The following is a 24,611-nucleotide window of genomic DNA, read 5'->3' as shown; positions in this document are numbered from 1 at the left end:
TCCGCATCGGGAGTGCATGCCCATGACCACCATCCTCATCTGCGACGACGATCCGGTGCAGCGCCGGCTGGTGGAAGCGATGGTGCGCAAGTTCGGCTACGAGCCGCGGATGTGCGAGAACGGCGAGCAGGCGATGCAGGTCCTCGCCGCCGAGGGTGACTCGATCGACCTCGTGCTGCTCGACCTCGTCATGCCCGAGCGTGACGGCATGGGCGTCCTGGCCGCCATGCGCGAGGAAGGCATCGTCAAGCCGGTCATCGTCCAGACGAGCCAGGGCGGCATCGACACCGTCGTCAACGCCATGCGGGCGGGCGCGACCGATTTCGTGGTGAAGCCGGTGGGCGCCGAGCGCCTCTCCGTCTCGATCAAGAACGCCCTGAAGACCGAGGCCCTCGTCGCCGAGGTGCAGCGCCTGAAGCGCAAGGCCGAGGGCACGCTGTCGTTCAAGGACATCGTCACCCGTTCGCCGCGGATGCAGCCGCTGCTCAAGATGGCCGAGAAGGCCGCCGCCTCGATGATCCCGGTGATGATCGAGGGCGAGAGCGGCGTCGGCAAGGAGCTGCTCGCCCGCGCCATTGCCGGCTCCGGCGAGCGCCGCGGCAAGCCCTTCGTCGCGGTCAATTGCGGCGCCATCCCGCAGAACCTCGTCGAGAGCATCCTGTTCGGCCACGAGAAGGGCGCCTTCACCGGCGCCACCGAGAAGCACACCGGCAAGTTCGTCGAGGCCCATGGCGGCACGCTCTTCCTCGACGAGGTGGGTGAGCTGCCGCTCGAGACGCAGGTGAAGCTGCTGCGTGCCATCCAGGAGGGCGAGGTCGACCCGGTCGGCGCCAAGCGCCCGGTGAAGGTCGATATCCGCATCATCTCGGCCACCAACCGCGACCTCATCAAGGCGGTGAAGGACGGCCATTTCCGCGAGGACCTCTATTACCGCCTCTGCGTCTTCCCGATGACCCTACCGCCGCTGCGCGAGCGGGCCGAGGACATTCCCGACCTCGTCCGACATTTCCTGGCGCGGATCGCGGCGGAGGAAGGCAAGCGCATCCGCGGCGTCCAGCCCGCCGTTTTCGGCCTGCTCTCCGCCTATCCCTGGCCGGGCAACGTCCGCCAGCTGGAGAATGCGGTCTTCCGCGCCGTCGTGCTCTGCGATGGCGATGAGCTGTCGGTCGCCGATTTCCCGCAGATCGCCGCCCAGGTCGATGGCTACGAGGTGGTGGTGCCGCTCGCCCCGCCGCCGGTCATCGCCGCCCCCAGCATCCAGCCGGCCATGATGGCCCAGCCGGCCATGATCGTGCCGGGCGCCTCCATCGCGCTGGTCGACGAGGCCGGCCATGTCCGGCCGATGGAGCAGATCGAGACCGACGCGCTGCGTTTCGCCATCGACCATTATCGCGGGCAGATGTCGCAGGTCGCCCGCCGGCTCGGCATTGGCCGCTCGACGCTCTATCGCAAGCTGAAGGATCTCGGCCTCGAAGAAGGCTCGGAGGCCGCCGAGGAGGTGTGACCTCGAAGCCGCGCGGCGCGGAATTCGCGGAGGACCAAGACTTCGTGGCTTGATCGCTCCGCGACACATGACGGAAAAACGGGCGGTTTCAAAGAATGGGCGATCCGGCCGGATTCGCCGGGACGTGAGGGGACGGGAATGCAGCTGCGCTCGGCTTTGCTCGCTTGTGCCCTGGTGGGTGCGACGGGGCTCGCGACCCGTGCCGAGGAGGCCGACCGGTTCCGTCTCGCGGCCTGGGAGGTCGAGCAGGCCATTCCGCGCCCCGAGCTCGGAGAGGTCGGTCCGCTGAAGCCGGCCGATTTCGGTCTTGCCGCCTTCCCCGTCTCGCCGCTCGTCGCCGAGGCCAACAATCCCGACGACGAGGCTCCGGAGACGGTGCAGGCCCCGCCGGTGCCGCAGCCGACCGAGGCGGATTTCGCCGCCATGCCGGACGATCCGCCGAGCCTCGTGGAGGCCGGCCAGCCTGATCCCGCCATCACCGCCGAGCGCGTTGCCCAGCAGCTGCGCGTGCTGCTCGCCCGGCCGGGCGGCGACCGGGCCCTGCAGCAGGGCTTCAATCCCTTCTATGCCGGACGCGCCTACCAGCCGCTCTTCGTCAAGGACGGCATCATCTCCGAGCGCGGCCAGCAGGTGCTGAACCGCCTGTCCCGGGCCGGCGAGGACGGGCTCGACCCCTCCGCCTATCGCATCGACCTGCCGACGGGCCAACGGAACGCCGAAAGCGTCGCCCGCCTCGAACTGGCGCTGGCCCAGGCCGTGGCGCGCTATGCCTCCCACGCCTCCGGCGGCCGTACCGACCCCAAGCGCCTCTCAGGCTATTTCGACGTGGCGCCGCCGCGCATCGAGACCAGCGCGGCGCTGACGACCCTTGCCGGCGCGACGGACGTTGCCGCCGCCATCGACGGGTTCAACCCGCCGCACGAGGGCTTCCGGGCGCTGCGCGCCAAGCTCATCGAGATGCGCGGCGAGCGCCGCGAGATGACGACGACCGAGGCGTCGCGCCTCCATGCGCTGCGCGAGCGCGACCTCATCGCCAATCTGGAGCGCTGGCGCTGGCTGCCGCGGACCCTCGGCGAGACCCATATCTGGGTGAATTCGCCCGACTACCACGTCAATGTGGTGCGCGAGGGCCAGGTCATCCATCGCACCCGCGCCGTCATGGGCCGCCCGGAGACGCAGACGCCGGTCTTCTCCGACGCCATGAGCTTCATCGTCTTCAACCCGTCCTGGCACGTGCCGCATTCCATCGTGCGGCGCTCGATGCTGGGCTCGGCGGCGCGCAACGGCGGCTATTTCGCCCGCCGCGGCATCCAGGTCATGCAGGGCGGCCGGGTGGTCGATGCCTCGACCATCAACTGGGCCTCCGCCAATATCGGCCGCTACTCCTTCCGCCAGCCGCCGGGCACTGCCAATGCGCTGGGGCGGATGAAATTCATGTTCCCCAACCGCCACGCGGTCTACCTGCACGACACGCCGTCGCGCTCCTATTTCGCCCACAGCAATCGCGCGCTGTCGAATGGCTGCGTCCGCGTGCAGAACCCGGAGGAGCTGGCCGAGCTCCTGCTCGGCATTGCCCTGCCCGGCGACAGCTGGTCCACGGCCCGGATGCGCAGCATCTATGGCTCGGGCGAGCGCACGGTGCGCTTCCGCCAGGCCATTCCGATCCACCTCGTCTATTTCACCATGACAGTGGATGCGACAGGAAAGCTTGTTGAGCTCCCGGATGTCTATGGCCACAATGCCCGGGTCCGTGCCGCCCTGACGGGGGTGCGCGGCTGAAGGTTTCGTTCACCACGCGGGCAGGGGGCGTGCGTGCCGCAGCATGATTTCGCCACTTTTGCTGCCTACCGCTCACGCTGCCGTGAACGGTCGCATGGTTTGCGCGCCGTTGACGGATGTCAGGGATCTTTAACCGTTCCCGGCGATGATGCGTTCACCATGGCCGTCCGACGGCCCTGGTCCCATGCCTCGTGCAGCGACAGAGCCAGGTCATAGTGCCCTCATTCCACCGAACCGTGCCTGGCCTGGTTTCGCGCAATGCCTTGCGCGCCTGCGCCACCGTCACTCTCGGTGTCGGCTTCCTGATCGCCATCAGCAATTCGACGCAGACCGTCGTCGCCAACGGCGATACGCGCACCCTCTCCATGCTGCACAAGCATACGGGCGAGGAGATCCTCATCACCTTCAAGCGCAACGGCCGCTACGACCAGGATGCGCTGAACAAGCTCAATTGGTTCCTGCGCGACTGGCGTCGCGACGAGCCGACGCGGATGGATCCGCACCTCTTCGACATCGTCTGGGAGGTTTACCGCTCGGTCGGCGCGCAGTCGCAGATCCACGTCGTCTCGGCCTATCGCTCCGCCGGCACCAACGCGATGCTGCGCCGCCGCTCCCGCGCCGTCGCCCAGCAGTCCCGGCACATCACCGGCCAGGCGATGGACTTCTACATCCCCGGCGCGTCGATGACCCGTGTTCGCGAGGCCGGCATGCTGCTGCAGCGCGGCGGCGTCGGCTTCTACCCGGGCTCGGCCAACCAGTTCGTCCACATGGACACCGGCTCGGTCCGCCATTGGCCGAAAGTGTCGCGCGACTATCTCGCCCGCCTCTTCCCTGACGGTCGCACCGTCCACATCCCGTCCGATGGCCGCCCGATGGCCGGCTTCGACACGGCGCTGGCCATGGTGCGCGCCCGCGGCGGCAGCGCCTCGCGCTTCTATGATTCCCGCGCCGATGAGGCCGTGAGCTACGACGACGATGACGACAGCGCCCGCGGCGGCGTCGTTCGCCAGCGCAGCTCGTCCATGGGCCTCTTCGCCGGCCTGTTCGGCAACCGCCAGCAGCAGGCTGCGCCCGCGCCCCAGCCGGCGGCCCCCGCTCCGGCCCCGGCGCCCGCCGCCGAACCTGCTCCGGCGCCCGCCGCCGCCGCACCGGCCCAGCCGGTGCCGACCACGATCAACCAGCCGGCTCCGGGCCGACCGGTGCAGATCGTCACCAATGCCCCGCCGCGGATGCAGATCGCTGCCGCTCCGCTGCCGCTGCGCGCGCCGCCCGCCGCCGAGCGCCTGCGCGGCAATGCGGAGGAGGAGGCCGAGCCGCGCCTCGTCGCCGCGCCGCTGCCCGCCGCGCGCCCGACTCTGCCCGGCAATGCCGTGGCCCAGGCGCCAGAGCCGCCGACCCGCCCGACCGTCCTTGCCGAGCCGACCACGGTCGCCCAGGCCCCGCTGCCGCCGTCGCGTCCGCAGGTCCTCGCCGCCGCCTCGGCGCAGCCCACCTTGCCGCCGCTCATCACCACGGGTGAGCAGCGCGGCCGCCAGGCCGAGGGCGAGCCCGCCCCGGCCATGGCTCTGGCCTTCGCCTCGCCGTCGCAGCCGGTCACGCTGCCCGGCCAGGGCTCGCTCCAGGGTCCGCAGCCGCGCCCAGCCCAGGCCGTGCGGGCTGCGCCCCATGCTCCTGTCCAGGCTGCCGCGGCCCCCGCCACCGCGCCGCGTCCCGCCGCCCGCCCGACCCGCGTCGCCGCGCCCGCCATGGTGCCGCCGAACATCAACGGGCCGCGTGGCACCCTCGTCTTCGCCCGCCAGACCACCGATCGCGCCGTTCCCGCAGCGGCCCTGCAGGCGCCGGACCCGCGCGAGCGCCAACTGCTCCAGCAGCCGGCCCAGGTCGTCGCCATGACCTTCTCGTCGGCCGCCCCGGCCACTGTGCCGACCCAGCGCTTCAGCGGCGAGGCCGTCGCCTCGCTCCGCACGCTGGAATTCGCCGAGCCGGCCGCTCCGGCCCGTCAGCGCGGCGCCTGGCTCTCGCGCTGAGCCCCGTCAGGCGCGGCAAGCGCGCCTGCCCTGCACCGCAGCCCGTGGCGAACCATCCCGCGCCCGTCGCATCGTCGCTGTCCGCCGTTCTTCACGCCGCGTGGCCCCTCAGGGGCCACGCCCCGTCCGGCGCCGATGGATGCCATGGATCTCACCCGCCTCATTCCCGTCGCCCTCGCCGTGCTGTGGGGGCTCAACTGGCCGGCGGTGAAGATCGGCCTGTCGGAGGTCCCGCCCTTCGCCTTGCGCACGGTGGGCATGGGCGCGGGGGCGCTGATCCTCATCGCGCTCGCCGCGCTGCTCGGGCGGTCGCTGAAGGTCGCCCGCGCCTCCTGGGTGCCGCTGATCATTTCCGGCGCCTTCAACATCGCCCTGTTCAATCTCGCGGTGGTCTTCGCCCAGCTCAACACCACGACGTCGCGGGCGGCCATCCTCACCTTCACGACGCCGCTCTGGGCCATCGTCCTGGCCTGGGCCTTCCTCGGCGAGAGGCTCGACCGGCTGCGGCTGCTGGCGCTGCTGGTGGGACTGACGGGCATCGCGGTTCTGGCCGCGCCGGTCTTCACTGGCGGCATCAGCGCGCTCGGCATTCTCTTCCCGATGATCGCGGCGGTGAGCTGGGCGGCGGGGTCGGTCTACCAGAAGTCACACCCGATCGACGCGGATCGGGTGACCATGACTGGCTATCAGCTGCTGCTGGCCTCGGCCATCGCGGCGGTGGGCTATGTCTTGAGCGGCGAGACCATGCCGACGCATTTGTCGCCGCGGGTCGTGGGCGCGATCGCCTATCACGTGATCGGCGCGACGGCGATGGCCTACTGGCTGTGGTTCACGCTGCTGAACCGCGTGTCGGTGGGGGCGGCCTCGCTCACCACCTTCGCCATTCCGGTGGTCGGGGTGATCGGCGCGATGGTGCTGGTCGGCGAACGGCCGAGCCTTGCCGACTATGTCGGCTTCGCCGCGGTCATCACCGCAGCGGGGATCGCCATGTGGGCCGCCCGGCCGAAGCCGGGCTGACCGAGGGGGGACGAGGCCGGAAGGCCTCAGGCCATGCCGAGAGCCTGCAGGTAGAGCTCGAGGATCGCCTCCTGCTCCATGCGCTCGTCGCGGTCCTGCTTGCGCAGCGAAATGATCTTGCGCAGCACCTTGGTGTCGAAGCCGTTGGCCTTGGCCTCGCCGTAGACGTCCTTGATGTCGTCCGACAGCGCCTTCTTCTCCTCCTCGAGCCGCTCGATGCGCTCGATGATGGACTTCAGCTGATCGGCGGCGACGCTCTGGGTATCGACCATGCCCTGCTCCGGATCGGGTGGGTGAACGGGAGCCGCACTGGTTCGCGAATTCAGCCCGCCGGGTCAAGCCGCGGAGCGCTTGTCCACAGGCCGCGGGCTGCCTATGGATCGGCGACCCGCTTGGCCAAGGCTCCATGACCGCTTCGCCGTCCCCCTCCGATCCCGTCGCTCCCGCAGCTCCCGTGGTGCCGGTCTCCCGCGCCGGGGCCTATCTGGCGCTGGCGGCGGGGGCCATCGCGCTCGGAATCTCGCCTGTCTTCGTGCGCCTCGCCGATGTCGGCCCCTTCGCCTCGGCCTTCTGGCGGGCGCTGCTGGCGCTGCCCGTCCTGTTCCTGTGGATGCGGATCGAGGACCGCGGCCGGCCGGACCGCCCCGGCCCGACGCTCGCTGTCGGCCTCGCCGGCCTGTTCTTCGCCGGCGACCTGTTCTTCTGGCACCTCTCCATCCTCAACACGACCATCGCCAACTCGACCTTCCTAGCCACGACCGCGCCGGTCTGGGTGATCCTGGTGGCCTGGCTGTGGTTCCGCGACCGCATCTCCGGGTCGACGGTGGCGGGCCTCGCCCTGTGCCTTGCGGGCGGCGCGGCGCTGCTCGGCGACAGCCTGCAGGTCGATCGCAGCCGGCTCCTTGGGGACGCCTATGGCCTGGCGACCGGCGTCTTCTTCGGCCTCTATTTCCATGCCGTGCGGGCAGGGCGGGCGACGCACGGGGCGGCGCGGCTCACCTTCCAGTCCAGCGCGGTGACGGCGGCGGTGCTCTTCGTCATCGCCGTGGCGCTGGAGCCGCGGATCCTGCCGCAGACGACGCAGGGCTGGCTTGCCGTGCTGGCGCTGGGCATGCTGACCCATGCGGCGGGGCAGGGGCTCCTGTCGGTGGCGCTCGGCACGCTGCCCACCATCTTCTCCTCGCTGGTCATCTTTCTCGAGGCGGTGATCGCCGCCGTCTTCGCCTGGGCGGTGCTGGGCGAGGCCCTGACCCTGACGCAGGTCGCCGGCGGAGCCTCGATCATGCTGGGGATCTGGGTGGCGCGGCCGCGATGAGGCGTCTGGCGGCCCTCCTGCTGCTGGTCGCGGTCGTGCTGACGACCCGGCCGGGCGCGGCGAGGGCGGAGGGCGCGACGGTCGAGACGCTGGAACAGGCCATCTGCCGGCTGATCGAGACCGGCGCGCGCCGGCACCACCTGCCCATCCATTTCTTCACGCGGCTGATCTGGGCAGAAAGCCGGTTCCGCATCCGCGCGGTGAGCCCGGCGGGCGCGCAGGGCGTCGCCCAGTTCATGCCGGGCACGGCGCGCGAGCGGGGCCTTGCCGATCCCTTCGATCCCGAACAGGCGATCGCTGCCTCGGCCGCGCTGCTCGCCGATCTGAGGGGCCAGTTCGGCAATCTCGGCCTCGCCGCCGCCGCCTACAATGCCGGGCCGACACGGGTGCAGACCTTCCTCGATGGCCGCGGTGGCCTGCCGATGGAGACCCAGTCCTATGTGTTCCAGATCACCGCCCGGACGGCGGAGGACTGGGCGGAGGACCGCCGACGCCGCGCATCGCCCGCCGGCGAGGTGCAGGACCAGCCGCCGCATCCCTGCCTGATGGTCACCGCGCTGCTGCGCCGGCCGGGCGACATGCTGGCCGGCGTCGAGGGGCCCTTCGCGCCCTGGGGCGTGCAGCTTGCCGGCAATTTCTCCCGCGCTGTGGCGCTGGCCAGCTACCAGCGGGCGCGCGGCCGCCTCGCCGGCATCCTCGGCGATGTCCAGCCAATGGTGCTCGGCTCGCGCCTCAGGCACCGGGGGCGGGCGGTCTTCTACCGGGTGCGCGTGCCGGCCCCGACTCGCGCCGCGGCGAACACGCTGTGCGACCGCATCCGTGCCGCCGGCGGGGCCTGCATCGTGCTGCGCAACTGAAGCTTTCCCGCCTTCGTTGACAGGTCCTGCGGTATCAAGGAAAAGCCAAAGAGGTGGACCACAAGGCGCCGATGACTCGCACCCCTTTCCGTGGACTTGCGCTTCTTCTCGGCCTTCTCGCGGGCGGCTTCTGGCTCGCCGGCACGACAGCGGCCAGCGCCGACCTTCGCCTGTGCAATTCCACCGGCAGCCGTGTCGGCGCCGCCATCGGCTACAAGGACGGCGAGGGCTGGACCACCGAGGGCTGGTGGAACATTCCGCCGCGCTCCTGCGAGATCATCCTGCGCGGTCCCCTCGTCGCGCGCTTCTACTATCTCTACGCCGTCGACTACGACCAGGGCGGCGAATGGTCGGGGCGGGCCTTCATGTGCTCGCGCGACAAGGAATTCACCATCCGCGGCATCGAGCAGTGCCTCGCCCGCGGCTATGACCGCCTCGGCTTCTTCGAGGTCGACACCCAGGACCAGCGGCAGTGGACGGTGCAGCTGACCGATGAAGGCCAGCGGCCGCAGACGCAGCCGCCCATGGCCTCGCCGGGCCAGCCGCCGACGCCGCAGCGCCGTCCGGATGCGGTGCCGGCCGCGACGCCGGCCCGGCCGACGCCGCTGCCCAATGCGCCCGCGGGCCCCTCCGGCTCGGGCACGGTCCAGGGGGGCGTGCCGGCCTTCACGGCGCCGCGGTGATGCGACTGCCGAGTGCGTTGCAAGACCCGCCGCCTTGCGCTACGCGTCAATCCATACCGGGCTGGCTTGCAGGGAGTTGAACCATGGCCTCCGAACCGCGTGTCGACGGCACCGCTCCGATGGACTACGCCGAGCACGAGCGCACCTATGCCTTCTTCACGGGCCTGACCAAGTGGGGCACGATCTCCCTGGTCATCCTGATGACCCTGATGGCGATCTTCCTGCTCTGACCCGTCGTATGTGACGGAACGTCTCCAGCTTTATCCCTGCATGGGATAGCGCCGAGGAGACCCGGAACACCCGCCTTCGAGGGGCGGCGGGTGTCTTGCGGACTGCCACAACAGCCCTTCGAACACGCCCGTCCAGGGTGGAGCGGAGGAGCATTCGATGCGGATCGCGATCCCCAGGGAGACGGAGGCGGGTGAACCGCGCGTTGCCGGTACTCCCGACACGGTGAAGCGGCTGAAGGGCCTGGGTGCCGACGTCGTGGTCGAGCCCGGTGCGGGCCTGGCGGCCGGCATCACCGATGCCGATTTCGAGGCGGCTGGCGCCTCGCTCGCCGCGGATGCCGTGTCCGGCGCCGACGTGGTGCTGAAGGTGCGCCGTCCCTCGACCGCCGAGCTGAAGGCCTACAAGACGGGCGCCGTGGTGCTCGCCACCATGGATCCCTACGGCAACGAGGCCGCCCTGGTGGCGATGGCCAAGGCCGGCGTTTCCGCCTTCGCCATGGAGCTGATGCCGCGCATCACCCGCGCCCAGGTCATGGACGTGCTGTCGAGCCAGGCGAACCTTGCCGGCTATCGCGCCGTGATCGACGCCTCCTCGGAGTTCGGCCGCGCGCTGCCGATGATGATGACCGCCGCCGGCACCGTTCCGGCCGCCAAGGTCTTCGTGATGGGCGCCGGCGTCGCCGGCCTGCAGGCCATCGCCACCGCCCGCCGCCTCGGCGCGGTGGTCACCGCCACGGACGTGCGCCCCGCCGCCAAGGAGCAGGTGGAGAGCCTTGGCGCCAAGTTCATCGCGGTGATGGACGACGAGTTCAAGCAGGCCGAGACGGCCGCCGGCTACGCCAAGCCGATGTCGGCCGAGTACCAGGCCAAGCAGGCGGCGCTCGTCGCCGAGCACATCGCCAAGCAGGACATCGTCATCACCACGGCGCTGATCCCCGGCCGCGCCGCGCCGCGCCTCGTCACCGCCGCCATGGTGGCGTCGATGAAGCCCGGCTCCGTGCTGCTCGACCTCGCAGTGGAGCGCGGCGGCAATGTCGAGGGCGCCCAGCCCGGCGAGATCGTCACGACCGCCAATGGCGTGAAGATCGTCGGTCATGCCAACGTGCCCGGCCGCCTCGCCGCGACGTCCTCCTCGCTCTACGCCAAGAACCTCTTCGCCTTCCTCGAGATCATGATCGACAAGGCGACGAAGTCGGTGGTCGTGCCGTGGGAGGACGAGCTCGTGAAGGCGACGCTGCTCACCCGCGACGGCGCCGTCGTCCATCCGAGCTTCGCCGAAGCCGCCGCCGCACTGCCCGCGGACGCGTCTGCGGCGAGCGAGGCGCCGGCCAAGCCCAAGGCCGCGCCCAAGAAGTCCACCAAGGCCTGATCGAGGGAACGCATGACGACGCTCACGCCAGACCAGGCCCTCGAACGGGCCCGCAGCGCCGCTGAAGCCGCGCGCATCGCCGCCGAACAGGCCCGCCTCGCCGCCGACCAGGCCACCGCCATGGCGGACCAGGTGGCGACCGTTGCCGGCGCTGCGGTTCATTCCGCCACCGGCGGGGCCATCGACCCCACCGTCTTCCGCCTCACCATCTTCGCGCTCGCCGTCTTCGTCGGCTACTACGTGGTCTGGTCGGTGACCCCGGCCCTCCACACGCCGCTGATGTCGGTCACCAACGCCATCTCCTCGGTCATCGTCGTCGGCGCCCTGCTGGCGGTGGGCGTGCAGGTGATGGACAGCGGCACGCTGCTGGCGCGCATCTTCGGCTTCATCGCCCTCGTCCTGGCGGCGATCAACATCTTCGGCGGCTTCCTGGTCACGCAGCGCATGCTTGCGATGTACAAGGCCAAGGACAAGCCGGCCGGGAACAAGGGCTGAACCGATGTCAGCGAACCTCGCAGCCCTCCTCTATCTCGTCGCCGGCGTCCTGTTCATCCTCAGCCTTCGCGGCCTGTCGAGCCCCTCGACGTCCCGCCAGGGCAACCTGATGGGCATGATCGGCATGACCATCGCGGTCCTGACGACGCTGGCCTATGCCCGTCCCGCCGGGATCGGCGCCTGGATCCTCGTCCTGGCCGGCCTCGGCATCGGCGGCGGCATCGGTGCGGTCATCGCCCGCCGGGTGCCCATGACCTCCATGCCGCAGCTGGTCGCCGCCTTCCACTCCGGCGTCGGCCTTGCGGCGGTCTTCGTCGCGGCGGCGGCGCTCTATGCGCCGACGGCCTTCGACATCGGCACCCGCGGCACGATCAAGGGCCTGTCGCTCTTTGAAATGGGCCTTGGCGTCGCCATCGGCGCCATCACCTTCACCGGCTCGGTCATCGCCTTTCTGAAGCTCGACGGGCGGATGAGCGGCAAGCCGATCCTTCTGCCGCAGCGCCACCTCATCAACATCGCGCTGGCCGCGGCCATCGTGCTGCTGCTGATCGTGTTCATGCGCACGGAGAGCACGCTCGCCTTCTGGCTGATCGTCATCCTCTCCTTCGTCATCGGCGTGACGCTGATCATCCCGATCGGTGGCGCGGACATGCCGGTGGTCGTGTCGATGCTCAACTCCTATTCGGGCTGGGCGGCGGCGGGCATCGGCTTCACGCTCGGCAACACGGCGCTGATCATCACCGGCGCGCTGGTCGGCTCCTCGGGCGCGATCCTGTCCTATATCATGTGCAAGGCGATGAACCGTTCCTTCATCTCCGTGATCCTCGGCGGCTTCGGCGGCGAGGATGCGGCGGCGGGCGCGTCCGCCGAGGCGCGGCCCTTCAAGGCGGGCTCGGCCGAGGACGCCGCCTACATCATGAAGAACGCCCAGAAGGTCATCATCGTGCCGGGCTACGGCATGGCGGTGGCCCAGGCCCAGCACGCCCTGCGCGAGATGGCCGACCTCCTCAAGAAGGAGGGCGTCGAGGTGAAATACGCCATTCACCCCGTCGCGGGCCGCATGCCCGGGCACATGAACGTGCTGCTGGCGGAAGCCAACGTGCCCTATGACGAGGTCTTCGAGCTCGAGGACATCAACTCGGAGTTCGCACAGGCCGACGTCGCCTTCGTCATCGGCGCCAACGACGTCACCAACCCGGCGGCGAAGACCGACAAGACCTCGCCGATCTACGGCATGCCGGTGCTCGACGTGGAGAAGGCGGCGAACATCCTCTTCGTGAAGCGCGGCATGGGCGGCGTCGGCTATGCCGGCATCGACAACGAGGTGTTCTACCGCAACAACACCATGATGCTGCTCGCCGACGCCAAGAAGATGGTCGAGAGCATCGTCAAGGCGCTGGCGCACTGAGCGGCTTCTGAAGGCGGCAGCGTCACATTGCAGGACCAGGGGCGGGGCCGATAGGCTCCGCCTTTTCGTTTTCAGGGCGACGACATGCTGTTCATGGTCATCGAGCGCTTCGCCAATTGCGATCCCGTCCCGGTCTATCGCCGCGTCCGCGACGCAGGCCGCTCGCTCCCTGAGGGGCTGACGTATGTCGGCAGCTGGATCGAGCCGAATTTCGATCGCTGCTTCCAGCTGATGGAATGCGACGATGCCCGCCTGCTGCAGGAATGGGTGCTGTCCTGGCGTGGCTCGGGCGTGACCTTCGAGATCGTGCCGGTTGTGCCCAGCGACCAGACCCGCGCCGTGGTCGCGCCGCATCTGGACCGCGAGCCATGAGCCTCGTCATCCGCCCCTTCGAGGCCGGCGACCGCGCGGCGGTGATCGATCTCGTCCACCAGCTCAACCTTTTCGAGGATGGCATCTCCGCCGACCGGGCGCGGGACGTGAAGGCCGCTGCCGCCTGTCTCGAGGCGGACCTGTCGCGTGTGGCGCGCGACGGCGGAGCGGTGATGGTGGCGGCGGATGGCGATGAGGTCGTCGCCATGATGTGCTTCGTGCTGGAGCAGCCGCAGCCCTATCTGCGCTCGGAGATCGCCCGGGTCGCCTGGGTGTCCGAGCTCGTGGTGGACGAGCGGCACCGGGGGCAGGGGATCGGCACGGCGTTGCTGGAGGAGGCCGAGCGGCTCGCCCGCGCCCATGGCGTCAAGCGCCTGATGATCGGCGCCATCGTCGGCAACCACGTGGCGCGCAAGGCCTATGAGCGCTTCGGTTTCCGTCCCGCCGTGATGGAACTGGCGAAGGACCTGGAGTGAGGCAGGGACTTTAAGTGCGGAGAAGGGGCTCTCCTGATCCCACAGGGCCGCCCTGCAGCCGGCAAGTGCGTCCTTCGAGGCTCGCTGTCGCTCGCACCTCAGGATGAGGATAGTTTTGCGTGGCAGATCGGGTGGAGGTGCAGGGGCGCCGGGTTAGCGAGGCTGGCGGGACCGGTTGAGCGTCTTGCCAATCGCTGCCCCCCTCATCCTGAGGTGCGAGCGACAGCGAGCCTCGAAGGACGCACTTGCGCCGTGCAGCCCCAACCTCGCCCACTCGCAAACGCCAGCGGCTCGAATTGACTGGAGAAGGCGCGGGATTGAAGGGCAGAGCGGCCCTTCGCCTCAGTTGAACAGGCGGTAGGTCTGGCCGGCGCGGCCACCGAGGCGGCTGAAGCCCTCGCGCGCACCGGGATGGTTCTCCTCGATGCTGATCGCCTTGGTGTAGGAGCCGAGCGCCCGCTCGTTGTCGCCGGTGCGCTCCAGGGCCTGGCCGCGGGCGACCCAGAGGTCGGCATTGCGCTGCTCGAACTGCACCGCCTCGTTGAAGTCGTCGAGGGCGCTCTTGGCATCGCCGAGGGCGAGATAGCTGAGGCCGCGGCCGTAATAGGGCTCGGCATTGTTGGGCGCGAGTCCGAGGGCGGTGGTGAAATCCTCGACGGCCTGGCGGTGGTTGCCCTGCGCCGCCCAGACGAGGGCGCGGTTGTGATAGGCCTGCGCGTCCGAGCCGTTGATCTGGATGGCGCGGTTATAGTCGGCCAGCGCCTCGCCCTGCCGGTTCTGGGCGCGGTAGATGTTGCCGCGGCCGACATAGGCCGCCGCGTAGTTCTGGTCGGCAGTGATGGCGCGGTTGTAGTCGGCGAGCGCCTGGTCAAGCCGTCCCATGCGGCGATGGACGAGGGCGCGGTTGGCGAGCGCCTGGGCGTAGTTCGGATCGATCTGGATGGCGCGGGAGAAGTCCGCCAGCGCCTCGGCGTTCCGGCCGGTGCGGGCAAGCACGGTGCCGCGCATGTTGAAGGCCTGGGGGTCGTTCGGATTGCGCTGCACCACCTCACCGAGCGAGGCGAGGTTGGTGGTGGAGCCGATATAGCTGGATTCCGTGTCGTCGCCGCCGGTGGTCGAACCGGGGGAAGTGACGCCGCTGGTGGCGCTGCAGCCGCCGAGGGCGATGACCGCCGCCAGGAGCAGGAGGCGCGGCGCGGTCAGTCCGTCTGTCCGTGCGGCCATGTCCCTCAGCCCCATCTGCCTGCGCCCTGTCATTCGCCGTCAGCCCCCGTGGCCCGGCCTCTTGGATCCGTCATCCCATCCGGCGGGCGACGGTCCGGAAACGAATCGGCCCGCGAGGATCGTGCATCGCGGGCCTGACGAAATTGCGGCGGAAGGAGAAGTCTTGCAGCTCAGCGAGCGCCGGCAGCGGCCCGCGGCTTCACCGGCTTCGCGGGGATCAGACCCTCGCGCTGGGCGCGCTTGCGAGCCAGCTTGCGGGCGCGGCGCACGGCCTCAGCCTTCTCGCGGGCCTTCTTCTCGGACGGCTTCTCGTAGTGGCCGCGCAGCTTCATCTCGCGAAAGATGCCCTCGCGCTGCATCTTCTTCTTCAGCGCCTTGAGCGCCTGGTCAACATTGTTGTCGCGAACGAGAACCTGCACGCCGATGATCCTTCACGTCATCTGTTTCGAGATCGGGCAGGGTTCGCACAGCGGTTAGCCGAGTGGCGAGGATGCCCAAAGAGAGAGTGGCGCGTAGCAGAATCAAGAGGCTTTGTCCATGGCTATGTGGCCTTCGCCACGATTTTTCACGCCATGGTTTGCGTCACGGCGGGTAGGCCGCTATATCGAAGGTGATTTCCCGATCCTTTGATCGATACGAGGCGGTCGCCTCGGCCCCAGCCCTCCGGGCCGGGGCGGGGGAGGGGTCTACCCTTCTCACAGGCCGCCGCGTCGTCGATCCTCTTGTGAAGAGGCCCGCCATGACCCAGCTCCTCATGCCCAAGGCGACCGCCGTCTGGCTGGTCGACAACACTGCTCTGTCCTTCGAACAGATCGCCGCGTTCTGCACGCTGCACCCGCTCGAGGTGAAGGCCATCGCCGATGGCGAGGCGGCCCAGGGCATCAAGGGCGCCGATCCCGTCATCACCGGCCAGCTGACCCGCGAGGAGATCGCCAAGGCCGAGAAGGACCCGGCCTACCGGCTGAAGATCGCCCCGCCCAAGGTGAAGCTGCCCGAGGTGAAGTCGCGCAAGGGGCCGCGCTACACGCCGGTCTCGCGCCGCCAGGACCGTCCGAACGCCATCCTCTGGCTGGTGCGCAACCACCCGGAGCTCAAGGACGCGGCCATCATGCGCCTCGTCGGCACCACCAAGCCGACGATCGCCGCTATCCGCGACCGCACCCACTGGAATTCGCAGACGCTGACGCCGATGGACCCGGTGACCCTCGGCCTGTGCTCGCAGATCGACCTCGACATGGAGGTCAATCGCGCCGCCAAGGAGCGTGGTCCGATCGACACTACGCCGGAGCAGACCCTGCTGCCGGCCGACCAGACCACCTCGGCGCCGGCCAAGTACGATCCCTTCGAGCGCGAGCAGGCGCCGAAGCGCGAGGAGCGCTACGACGCCGAGAAGGTCTTCGCCAACCTCAAGTCGCTGCGGACCGACGACGAGGAGTGAGCGCGCCGCCGCGCTCTTTTCCCTGACGATGCGACGGTGTAACCGGGTTTGCCCGCCGAAAGGTGGGCGAGCCCGATTCGTTTCGCCTCCCGGAGACCGACCATGGCCGACGCTCCCCGCAGCCCCGTTTCGCTCGAAGGGCTGGACCTCGCCGCGCTCGTCGCCAGCCGCGTCTGCCATGACGTGATCTCGCCGGTCGGCGCCATCGTCAACGGGCTGGAGCTGATGGAGGACGGCGCCGACGAGGCGACGACCGAGCTCGCCCTCGACCTGATCCGCAAGAGCGCCAAGACCGCCTCGGCCCGCCTGCAGTTCTGCCGCATCGCCTTCGGCGCGGCGGGCTCGGCCGGCTCCGCCATCGACACCCGCGACGCCCACCAGGTGGCGGCGAACTTCCTGAACGACGACCGCACCACGGTCGACTGGCACATTCCGCCGGCCTTCCTGCCGAAGAACCGGGTGAAGCTGCTGCTGAACCTGATGCTGCTCGCGGCCGGCGCCATTCCGCGCGGCGGCACCATCAAGGTGACGATGACGGGCGAGGGCGACACCGCCGGGTTCGACATCCTCGTCACCGGCCTCAATGCCCGCGTGCCGCCCCATGCGGTCGATCTGCTCGCCGGCATTCCCGGCAACGAGCAGGGCACGATCGACGCCCATGCGATCCAGCCCTACTACGCCGGTCTTCTGGCCCGTGCCGCCGGTATGACGGTGCGGATCGAAAAGATCGAGGACCGCGTCGAAATCAGCGCTGCGTGACCTTACGTCACGTTTTCTGCGACCTGCTTAACTTGCTGTAAATCAACCAAAATTTGATGCCGTTTTTCGGCTGTGAAACGATTTTGCGCTTCAACAAGCCTTAACCCTTTTACCGGACACTCCGGCTCATGTGGCATGCCGTGGAACCGGTATGCCGGTGTGCTGAAAAGGCCGGGCTGGGCGACATGGATGATCTGCTGCGCGAATTCCTGACCGAAACCAACGAGAGCTTGGACGTCGTTGACGTCGAGCTGGTCCGCTTCGAACAGGACCCCAACAACGCCGCGATCCTCGGCAACATCTTCCGCCTCGTCCACACCATCAAGGGCACGTGCGGCTTCCTCGGCCTGCCGCGCCTCGAGGCCCTGGCGCATGCCGCCGAGACCCTGATGGGCAAGTATCGCGACGGCGCGCCGGTCACTGGCGACGGCGTGTCGCTCATCCTCTTCACCATCGACCGCCTGAAGGAGATCCTCGGCGACCTCGAGGCCGCCGGCTCCGAGCCGGAGGGCGACGATGGCGACCTGATCAGCCAGCTCGAGGCGATGTCGATGGCCGCCGATACGGCCCCCGCCGAGGCGGCTGCGCCGAAGGCTGCCGAGCCGCCCAAGGCCGAGCCGAAGCAGGCGACCGGCACCGTTGCCGAGCAGACCCTCGAGCGCGCCCTGCGCCCCGGCGAAGTGTCGCTCGACGAGCTTGAGCGCGCCTTCCGCGAGACCGAGGCCGAGATCACCCCGGCGCTGCCCGAGGTGGCCGCTCCCTCCGTGACCCCGGCCAAGGCCGAGAAGGCCGAGAAGGTCGAGAAGGTGGAGGCCAAGAAGCCGGCCGCCCGCCCCGCCAAGACGGCCGCCGCCGGCGAGGACGATGGCGAGACCGGCGTGAAGGGCCAGCAGACCCTGCGCGTCAATGTCGACACGCTCGAGCAGCTGATGACCATGGTCTCCGAGCTGGTGCTGACCCGCAACCAGCTCCTCGAGATCGTCCGCCGCCACGAGGATTCCGAATTCAAGGTGCCGCTGCAGCGCCTCTCCAACGTCACGGCCGAGCTGCAGGACGGCGTGATGAAGACCCGCATGCAGCCGATCGGCAATGCCTGGCAGAAGCTGCCGCGCATCGTTCGCGACCTCGGCAACGAACTCGGCAAGCAGATCGAGCTCGAGATGCACGGCGCCGAGACCGAACTCGACCGCCAGGTCCTCGATCTCATCAAGGATCCGCTGACCCACATGGTCCGCAATTCCGCCGACCACGGCCTGGAGTCGCCGGAGCAGCGCCGCCTCGCCGGCAAGCCGGAGAAGGGCACGATCAAGCTGTCCGCCTATCATGAGGGCGGCCATATCGTGATCGCCATCTCCGATGACGGCCGCGGCCTCAACACCGACCGCATCAAGAAGAAGATTCTCGAGCAGGGCCTCGCCAGCGAGGCCGAGATCGAGAAGATGACGGAAGCGCAGATCCACAAGCACATCTTCGCGCCGGGCTTCTCGACCGCTGCCGCCGTCACCTCGGTCTCCGGCCGCGGCGTCGGCATGGACGTGGTGCGCACCAACATCGACCAGATCGGCGGCACGATCGACCTGAAGTCGGTGCAGGGCGAGGGCGCCACCGTCACCATCAAGATCCCGCTGACGCTCGCCATCGTCTCGGCGCTGATCGTCGAGAGCGCCGGCGACCGCTTCGCCATCCCGCAGCTCTCGGTCATCGAGCTCGTCCGGGCCCAGCAGAATTCCGAGCACCGCATCGAGCGGATCAAGGACACCCCGGTCCTGCGCCTGCGCAACAAGCTGCTGCCGCTCGTCCACCTGCGCCAGCTGCTCGGCATTGCCGGCGGCGAGCCGCTGGATGAGACCAACGGCTTCATCGTGGTCACCCAGGTCGGCAGCCAGACCTTCGGCATCGTCGTCGACCAGGTCTTCCACACCGAGGAAATCGTCGTGAAGCCGATGTCCTCGAAGCTGCGTCACATCACCATGTTCTCGGGGACCACGATCCTCGGCGACGGTTCGGTGATCATGATCATCGACCCGAACGGCATCGCCTCCGCCATCGGCACGGACGTCTCCGCCCAGGCCGCGGAGACCGAGGCCAATGCCAGCCGCGGCAACGAGCGCCAGCTCATCTCGATGCTGGTCTTCCGCGCCGGCTCGCGCGAGCAGAAGGCCGTGCCGCTCTCCCTCGTCACCCGCCTCGAGGAGGTCGCGGTGGACAAGATCGAGCAGGCCCATGGCCGCCACCTCGTCCAGTACCGCGGCGCCCTCATGCCGCTGGTGCCCGTCTCGGGCGTGATGCAGCTGAAGAGCGAGGGCAGCCAGCCGCTGCTGGTCTTCTCCGATGCCGGCCGCTCCATGGGCCTGGTGGTCGACGAGATCGTCGACATCGTCGAGGACGCGCTGAACATCGAGGTCTCGGCCGACGTTCCCGGCATGCTCGGCTCGGCCGTCATCAAGGGCCAGGCCACCGAGATCCTCGACATCGGCCACTACCTGCCGCTGGCTTTCGAGGACTGGTTCAAGCGCAAGGAAATGCGCATCGAGGCGCTGACCCGCAAGCTGCTCTTCATCGACGACTCGCCGTTCTTCCGGAACATGCTGACGCCGGTGCTCAAGGCCGCGGGCTACGAGGTGGTCACCGCCTCCGCCGGCTCTGAGGCCCTCGAGATCCTCAAGGCCGGCGACAACAAGTTCGACGTCGTCGTCTCGGACATCGAGATGCCGGAGATGAACGGCTTCGAGTTCGCCGAGGCGCTGCGCGCCGACAAGCGGTTCGCCTCCACCCCGGTGATCGCCCTGTCGTCGCTGACCAACCCGGCCGCCATCGAGCGCGCCCGCGTTGCCGGCTTCCACGACTATGTCGCCAAGTTCGACCGTCAGGGCCTCATCGCCGCCTTGAAGGAAACCGCCAACGAATTCGCCCAGGCGGCGTAAGCGTACATGCGCGAGGATCACTCCATGCAGCAGACCACCAGCGACGACGTGACCGAGTACGTGACGGTCCTCATCGGCGGCCAGCTCTTCGGCCTGCCCATCTCGCGCGTGCAGGACGTGTTCATGCCGGACCGGCTGACGCGCGTGCCGCTCGCCCATCCCGACATTGCCGGCGTGCTGAACCTGCGCGGCCGCATCGTCACCGCCATCGACATGCGGGTGCGCCTCGGCCTCGGCCGCGAGAAGGACGCCAAGCCCGCCATGGCGGTCGGCATCGAGTCGCGCGGCGAGAGCTACGGCCTGCTGATCGACTCGGTCGGCGAGGTTCTGAAGCTCGCCAATGACAGCTTCGAGCAGAACCCCATCAATCTCGATCCCCGCTGGTCCCGTGTCTCGGCCGGCGTGCATCGCCTGGACGGCCAGCTCATGGTCATCCTCGACGTCGATTCCGTGCTCGCCATGGGTGGCGAGCAGATGGCCGCATAAGTTCAAGTAACGCGTAGGACTGAAGGCGATGAAAACCTGTCTGGTGGTCGACGACAGCTCGGTGATCCGCAAGGTCGCCCGGCGCATCCTGGAAGGCCTCGGCTTCCAGATCGAAGAGGCGGAGGACGGGCAGAAGGCGCTCGAGTTCTGCTACGAGACCATGCCGACGGCCATCCTGCTGGACTGGAACATGCCGGTCATGGACGGCTACGAGTTCCTCCGCGAGCTGCGAAAGCTGCCCGGTGGCCAGGCTCCCAAGGTGGTCTTCTGCACCACCGAGAATGACGTGGCGCACATCGCCCGCGCCATGCATGCCGGTGCGAACGAATACATCATGAAGCCCTTCGACAAGGACATCGTCGAAGCGAAGTTCGCCGAAGTCGGCCTGATCTGATCCGCCGCGGCAGGAGCCGCCCCGTCACGCGTTTGTTCCGAGTATCGGCGTCATGAGTCTCGCGTCCTTCAAGGCGGCTTCGTCCAGCCCGCCCCCCAGTCCCATCGACCCGATCAAGGTCATGGTCGTCGACAACGCCGTTGTCGTGCGCGGTCTGGTGGGCCGCTGGATCTCCGAAGAAACCGACATGAAGCTGGTGGCGTCCCACCGCTCCGGTCGCGAGGCCGTCGCCGATATCGCCAAGGTCAATCCCGACGTCGTCATCCTCGACATCGAGATGCCGGACATGGACGGCATCACCGCGCTGCCGCTGATCATCCAGGCCAAGCGCGACGTCATGGTGCTGATGGCCTCGACGCTGACGCGCCGCAACGCCGAGATCTCGCTGAAGTGCCTGTCGCTCGGCGCAGCCGACTATGTGCCGAAGCCGGAGACCAATGCCGGCGTCACCACCTCGCCGGCCTTCAAGCGCGAGATCCTCGACAAGGTCCGTGCGCTCGGCCGCCGCCGCAAGATCTCCGGTCGCGCCTTCCGCGCTGCCAGCCCCGCCGGTAGCCCGGCTGCTGCCGCCGCGCCGCGCGTGTCCTCGCCCTCCATCGCCCCGCAGTCCGTCGGTTTCAACGACAGCGGCTTCAAGCTGCGGGCCATGGGCACGACCATTCCGAAGGTGCTGCTGATCGGCTCCTCCACCGGTGGCCCGCAGGCGCTGACGACGGTGCTGAAGGCCCTCGGCTCCTTCATCGACCGGGTGCCGGTGCTGATCACCCAGCACATGCCGCCGACCTTCACCACGATCCTCGCCGAACATGCCGCCAAGGCCTCGGGCCGCCCGGCGGCCGAGGGCCGCGACGGCGAGCCGATCCAGGCGGGCCGCATCTATGTCGCCCCCGGCGGCAAGCACATGGTGGTGCGCAAGACCGGCGGCACCAACGTCATCCATCTGGAGGACGGCCCGCCGATCAACTTCTGCAAGCCGGCCGTCGACCCTCTGTTCACCTCGGCCGCCCAGGCCTGGGGTGCCCAGACCTTCGGCTGCGTGCTGACGGGCATGGGTCATGACGGTGCCCATGGCGCCGGCGACATCGTCGCCGCCGGCGGCTCGGTCATTGCCCAGGACGAGGCCACGAGCGTCGTCTGGGGCATGCCAGGCGCGGTGGCCCAGGCGGGCCATGCCTGCGCCGTCCTGCCGATCGACCAGATCGCCCCGAAGATCATGCGCGTATTCTCCGGAGACCGGTCGTGACGCCTCTCGACTATGATTTCCTCAGGGGCTTCCTGAAGACCCGTTCCGGCCTGGTGCTGTCAAATGACAAGCAGTACCTGATCGAAAGCCGGCTCATGCCGATCGTTCGCAAGAATGGCATGGCCTCGATCAGCGAGCTCGTCCAGAAGCTGAAGATGCCCGGCCAGGAGCCGCTCGCCTCCGCCGTCACCGAAGCGATGACGACGAACGAGAGCTTCTTCTTCCGCGACAAGACGCCGTTCGACCACTTCAAGGAGCACATGCTCCCGGCCCTGATGAAGGCGCGGGCGGCCAAGCGCCATATCCGCATCTGGTGCGCGGCGGCCTCGACCGGCCAGGAGCCCTATTCGCTCGCCATGATCCTCAAGGAGATGGGCGCGGCGGTGGCGGGCTGGCGGTTCGAGATCATCGGCACCGACCTCTCCGGCGAGGTTCTGGAGCGGGCCAAGGCCGGCGTCTACACCCAGTTCGAGGTGCAGCGCGGCCTGCCGATCCAGATGCTGCTGAAGTACTTCCAGCAGAACGGCGACCAGTGGACGATCTCCCAGGAGATCCGCTCCATGGTGCACTACCACACCCTGAACCTGCTGAACGACTTCTCGGCGCTCGGGCAGTTCGACATCGTCTATTGCCGCAACGTGCTGATCTATTTCGACCAGCCGACCAAGATCGACGTGCTGAACCGCACCGCCAAACTGCTGGCGCCCGACGGCTACCTGCTGCTCGGCGCCGCCGAGACGGTGGTCGGCCTGACGGAAGCCTTCAAGCCGGTCACCGAGCGGCGCGGCCTCTATGTCCCCGGCGGCAAGCCGGCCGTGGCGGCGCCGGGCGCGGCCGCTGCGCCGAAGCTCTTCGCCTATGCCGGATCGCGCCCGAGCTGACCCGGATCACCTGCGAATTGGCATGAGAGGGCGCCCGCGGGGCGCCCTTCTTGTGTGGGGATGGCGGTGCTAGGGACGGTGAACGCCGTCCCGACGCCTGCGGTCCTTGCATCCGATGATCACCGATCCCTTCTTCTACGTCGTCGCCGTTCCGGCGGTGATCCTCTACGGCCTGTCGAAGGGCGGCTTCGGCGGCGTGGCGATCCTGTCCATGCCGCTCCTGTCGCTGGCCATCTCGCCGATCCATGCGGCGGCCATTATGCTGCCGGTGCTGATGGTCCAGGACGTCGTCACCGTCTGGAGCTATCGCAAGACCTGGGACTGGCCGACGCTGAAGCATCTGGCGCCGGGCGCGCTCGTCGGCATCCTCGCCGGCTATGTCTTCGCCTCCTACGTCTCCGAGCCCGCGGTGCGCCTGATCGTCGGCGTCATCGCGGTGGGCTTCTGTCTCGACCGCTGGCTGCGTCCGCCGCCGGCGGGGGGCGAGCAGCGGCCGCAGGACTGGACGTCGGGGAGCATCCTCGGCGCGCTGTCGGGCTACACCAGCTTCGTCATCCATGTGGGCGGGCCGCCCTTCAACATGTACGCCATGCCGCGGGGCCTCTCGCGCGATGTCTTCGTGGGGACGGCGGCGGTGTTCTTCGCGGCGGTGAACCTGGTGAAGGTGACGCCCTTCCTCGCGCTCGGCGCGCTCAACCCGGGCAACCTCGCGACAGCGGCCGTGCTCTTCCCGCTCGCCATCGTCGCCAATATGGGCGGCATCTGGCTGGTGCGGCGCGTGCCGGCCCATCTCTTCTACCGCATCATCTATGGGCTGACCTTCGTCGTCGGCTGCGTGCTGCTCGTCGGCGGCGTCCGCGCCTTCCTCTGAGGCGACCGCGCAACGAAAAAGGGCCGCCCAAGGGCGGCCCTTTCCGTCGATGGTCCGGTGAGGACCGATCGGATCAGTAGCGGGCGACGACGGCCGACGGGCCGGTCGAGAACAGGTAGTTGATGCCCAGCTTCACCGTGTGGATGTCGGTACGAACGCGGTCGCCAGCGACCACGACGTTCCGGCGATCGCCGAAGCCGTAGTAGAGATACTCGGCCTTCGCGGTCCAGTTCGGGGTGAAGGCATACTCGATGCCGCCGCCGACGGTGTAGCCGGCACGGGTGGACGAGGCCGTGGTGACCACGCCGCCGAGGTTCCAGCGATCCTGCAGGGTGGCAATACCGAGACCGCCCGTCACGTAGAACAGGGCACGGTCAGCGGCGAGACCGGCGCGGGCGCGGACCGACGACAGGAACGGCACGGAGGCGCGATAGGTGTCGCCGTTACCGAAGTTGAACGTGCGACGCAGGCCGCCAGCAGCAACATCAGCCTCGAGACCGAGGACGATGTTGTTGAACTGCCAGTTGTAGCCGCCCTGGATGCCGCCGAAAACGCCGTTGGCGTTGATGCTGGCATTGTTGGCGGGGGTGGCGAAGTCGGTGTAGCGGGCCTGGGCCCAGCCGTAGCCGACATGGGCGCCGAGGTAGAAGCCGGTCCAGGAGAAGGCCGGAGCGATCACTGCAGCGGCGACCGGAGCGCGCGGGGCGCCGAGATCGGCGGCCTGGGCGCCGGTGGCGAGGGCGGCGACAGCGGCGCTCGCGAGGAGAAATTTCTTCATGGGTATTTCCTTGTCTAATGGCCGGGGGAGGGACCCACCGGATGCCTCTCGACCGTTCCGGACGTGGCCGGGGCGACCCCC

The 24,611-nt window shown here is 68.8% G+C and carries 24 protein-coding genes and 1 pseudogene; 21 read left to right on the top strand and 4 right to left on the bottom strand.

Translation table 11 applies throughout. The annotated features are described in order from the left end of the window. Positions 1–22 precede the first annotated feature (22 nt). From C8P69_RS15485 to C8P69_RS15470, 4 genes are all read left to right on the top strand, one after another. Positions 23–1,504: a sigma-54-dependent transcriptional regulator gene (locus C8P69_RS15485; protein WP_108178327.1), complete on the top strand. Its 1,482-nt coding sequence runs from the start codon at positions 23–25 to the stop codon at positions 1,502–1,504. Between the two features lie 138 nt (positions 1,505–1,642). Further along, positions 1,643–3,283, top strand: coding sequence for a L,D-transpeptidase family protein (locus C8P69_RS15480; RefSeq protein ID WP_108178326.1), 1,641 nt, complete (start codon positions 1,643–1,645; stop codon positions 3,281–3,283). A 236-nt stretch (positions 3,284–3,519) separates the two neighbouring features. Continuing rightward, a complete protein-coding gene (locus C8P69_RS24270; protein ID WP_245902066.1) occupies positions 3,520–5,310 on the top strand; it encodes a peptidoglycan L,D-endopeptidase MepK in 1,791 nt (596 codons plus the stop codon). Positions 5,311–5,454: 144 nt separating this feature from the next. Then, positions 5,455–6,327, top strand: coding sequence for a DMT family transporter (locus C8P69_RS15470; RefSeq protein WP_108178325.1), 873 nt, complete (start codon positions 5,455–5,457; stop codon positions 6,325–6,327). 26 nt (positions 6,328–6,353) lie between these two features. On the opposite strand, the gene C8P69_RS15465 is transcribed toward C8P69_RS15470, so the two are convergent. Further along, positions 6,354–6,599: a DUF2312 domain-containing protein gene (locus C8P69_RS15465; protein ID WP_108178324.1), complete on the bottom strand. Its 246-nt coding sequence runs from the start codon at positions 6,597–6,599 to the stop codon at positions 6,354–6,356. Positions 6,600–6,733: 134 nt separating this feature from the next. Here C8P69_RS15465 and C8P69_RS15460 point away from each other — a divergent pair, with 134 nt between their 5' ends. From C8P69_RS15460 to C8P69_RS15420, 9 genes and pseudogenes are all read left to right on the top strand, one after another. Next, the gene (locus C8P69_RS15460; protein WP_108178323.1) at positions 6,734–7,642 is read left to right on the top strand and encodes a DMT family transporter; all 909 of its coding nucleotides are present in this window, start codon (positions 6,734–6,736) and stop codon (positions 7,640–7,642) included. Continuing rightward, the gene (locus C8P69_RS15455) at positions 7,639–8,499 is read left to right on the top strand and encodes a lytic transglycosylase domain-containing protein (protein ID WP_108178322.1); all 861 of its coding nucleotides are present in this window, start codon (positions 7,639–7,641) and stop codon (positions 8,497–8,499) included. The genes C8P69_RS15460 and C8P69_RS15455 overlap by 4 nt, the downstream gene beginning before the upstream one ends. Positions 8,500–8,570: 71 nt before the next feature. Continuing rightward, entirely contained in the window at positions 8,571–9,182 is a 612-nt protein-coding gene (locus tag C8P69_RS15450; protein ID WP_108178385.1) for a DUF1036 domain-containing protein, read from the top strand. A gap of 83 nt (positions 9,183–9,265) precedes the next feature. Next, a pseudogene (locus C8P69_RS15445) lies at positions 9,266–9,397 on the top strand (aa3-type cytochrome c oxidase subunit IV); the annotation flags it as partial. A 172-nt stretch (positions 9,398–9,569) separates the two neighbouring features. Next, entirely contained in the window at positions 9,570–10,781 is a 1,212-nt protein-coding gene (locus C8P69_RS15440; RefSeq protein WP_108178320.1) for a Re/Si-specific NAD(P)(+) transhydrogenase subunit alpha, read from the top strand. Positions 10,782–10,793: 12 nt separating this feature from the next. Further along, a complete protein-coding gene (locus tag C8P69_RS15435; protein ID WP_108178319.1) occupies positions 10,794–11,276 on the top strand; it encodes a proton-translocating transhydrogenase family protein in 483 nt (160 codons plus the stop codon). Between the two features lie 4 nt (positions 11,277–11,280). Continuing rightward, the gene (locus C8P69_RS15430; RefSeq protein ID WP_108178318.1) at positions 11,281–12,684 is read left to right on the top strand and encodes an NAD(P)(+) transhydrogenase (Re/Si-specific) subunit beta; all 1,404 of its coding nucleotides are present in this window, start codon (positions 11,281–11,283) and stop codon (positions 12,682–12,684) included. An 84-nt stretch (positions 12,685–12,768) separates the two neighbouring features. Next, positions 12,769–13,056 (top strand): DUF3303 domain-containing protein, encoded by a 288-nt coding sequence (locus tag C8P69_RS15425; RefSeq protein WP_108178317.1) that lies wholly within the window; start codon positions 12,769–12,771, stop codon positions 13,054–13,056. Next, entirely contained in the window at positions 13,053–13,532 is a 480-nt protein-coding gene (locus C8P69_RS15420) for a GNAT family N-acetyltransferase (RefSeq protein WP_170118263.1), read from the top strand. The genes C8P69_RS15425 and C8P69_RS15420 overlap by 4 nt, the downstream gene beginning before the upstream one ends. Before the next feature lie 342 nt (positions 13,533–13,874). On the opposite strand, the gene C8P69_RS15415 is transcribed toward C8P69_RS15420, so the two are convergent. Then, on the bottom strand, positions 13,875–14,756 hold the full coding sequence (locus C8P69_RS15415; protein ID WP_108178315.1) for a tetratricopeptide repeat protein: 882 nt from the start codon (positions 14,754–14,756) through the stop codon (positions 13,875–13,877). Positions 14,757–14,926: 170 nt separating this feature from the next. Then, positions 14,927–15,175 carry a 30S ribosomal protein S21 gene (gene rpsU, locus C8P69_RS15410; protein ID WP_108178314.1) on the bottom strand — a complete coding sequence of 83 codons (249 nt, stop codon included), beginning with the start codon at positions 15,173–15,175 and terminating at the stop codon, positions 14,927–14,929. A gap of 320 nt (positions 15,176–15,495) precedes the next feature. On the opposite strand from rpsU, the gene C8P69_RS15405 reads away from it, so the two are divergent. The 8 genes from C8P69_RS15405 to C8P69_RS15370 all read left to right on the top strand — a co-directional run bounded on the left by C8P69_RS15405 (position 15,496) and on the right by C8P69_RS15370 (position 23,752). Next, positions 15,496–16,194 carry a DUF1013 domain-containing protein gene (locus tag C8P69_RS15405; protein WP_108178313.1) on the top strand — a complete coding sequence of 233 codons (699 nt, stop codon included), beginning with the start codon at positions 15,496–15,498 and terminating at the stop codon, positions 16,192–16,194. Between the two features lie 102 nt (positions 16,195–16,296). Next, a complete protein-coding gene (chpT, locus tag C8P69_RS15400; RefSeq protein WP_108178312.1) occupies positions 16,297–16,953 on the top strand; it encodes a histidine phosphotransferase ChpT in 657 nt (218 codons plus the stop codon). A 185-nt stretch (positions 16,954–17,138) separates the two neighbouring features. Beyond that, complete coding sequence (locus C8P69_RS15395; RefSeq protein WP_108178311.1) at positions 17,139–19,877, top strand: hybrid sensor histidine kinase/response regulator; 2,739 nt, start codon at positions 17,139–17,141, stop codon at positions 19,875–19,877. A gap of 24 nt (positions 19,878–19,901) precedes the next feature. After that, on the top strand, positions 19,902–20,363 hold the full coding sequence (locus C8P69_RS15390) for a chemotaxis protein CheW (RefSeq protein WP_108178310.1): 462 nt from the start codon (positions 19,902–19,904) through the stop codon (positions 20,361–20,363). 28 nt (positions 20,364–20,391) lie between these two features. Further along, positions 20,392–20,757, top strand: coding sequence for a response regulator (locus tag C8P69_RS15385; protein ID WP_108178309.1), 366 nt, complete (start codon positions 20,392–20,394; stop codon positions 20,755–20,757). Between the two features lie 52 nt (positions 20,758–20,809). Next, positions 20,810–22,000 (top strand): protein-glutamate methylesterase/protein-glutamine glutaminase, encoded by a 1,191-nt coding sequence (locus tag C8P69_RS15380; RefSeq protein ID WP_108178308.1) that lies wholly within the window; start codon positions 20,810–20,812, stop codon positions 21,998–22,000. Further along, positions 21,997–22,881 carry a CheR family methyltransferase gene (locus C8P69_RS15375; protein ID WP_108178307.1) on the top strand — a complete coding sequence of 295 codons (885 nt, stop codon included), beginning with the start codon at positions 21,997–21,999 and terminating at the stop codon, positions 22,879–22,881. The genes C8P69_RS15380 and C8P69_RS15375 overlap by 4 nt, the downstream gene beginning before the upstream one ends. Positions 22,882–22,996: 115 nt before the next feature. Continuing rightward, positions 22,997–23,752, top strand: a complete 756-nt coding sequence (locus C8P69_RS15370; RefSeq protein ID WP_108178306.1) for a sulfite exporter TauE/SafE family protein — start codon at positions 22,997–22,999, stop codon at positions 23,750–23,752. Positions 23,753–23,825: 73 nt separating this feature from the next. Here C8P69_RS15370 and C8P69_RS15365 read toward each other — a convergent pair whose 3' ends face one another. After that, a complete protein-coding gene (locus tag C8P69_RS15365; protein ID WP_245902065.1) occupies positions 23,826–24,530 on the bottom strand; it encodes an outer membrane protein in 705 nt (234 codons plus the stop codon). Positions 24,531–24,611 lie beyond the last annotated feature (81 nt).

This window comes from Phreatobacter oligotrophus, from assembly GCF_003046185.1.
GTDB classification, from domain to species: domain Bacteria; phylum Pseudomonadota; class Alphaproteobacteria; order Rhizobiales; family Phreatobacteraceae; genus Phreatobacter; species Phreatobacter oligotrophus.
This window is presented reverse-complemented; position numbering and strand designations above follow the sequence as displayed.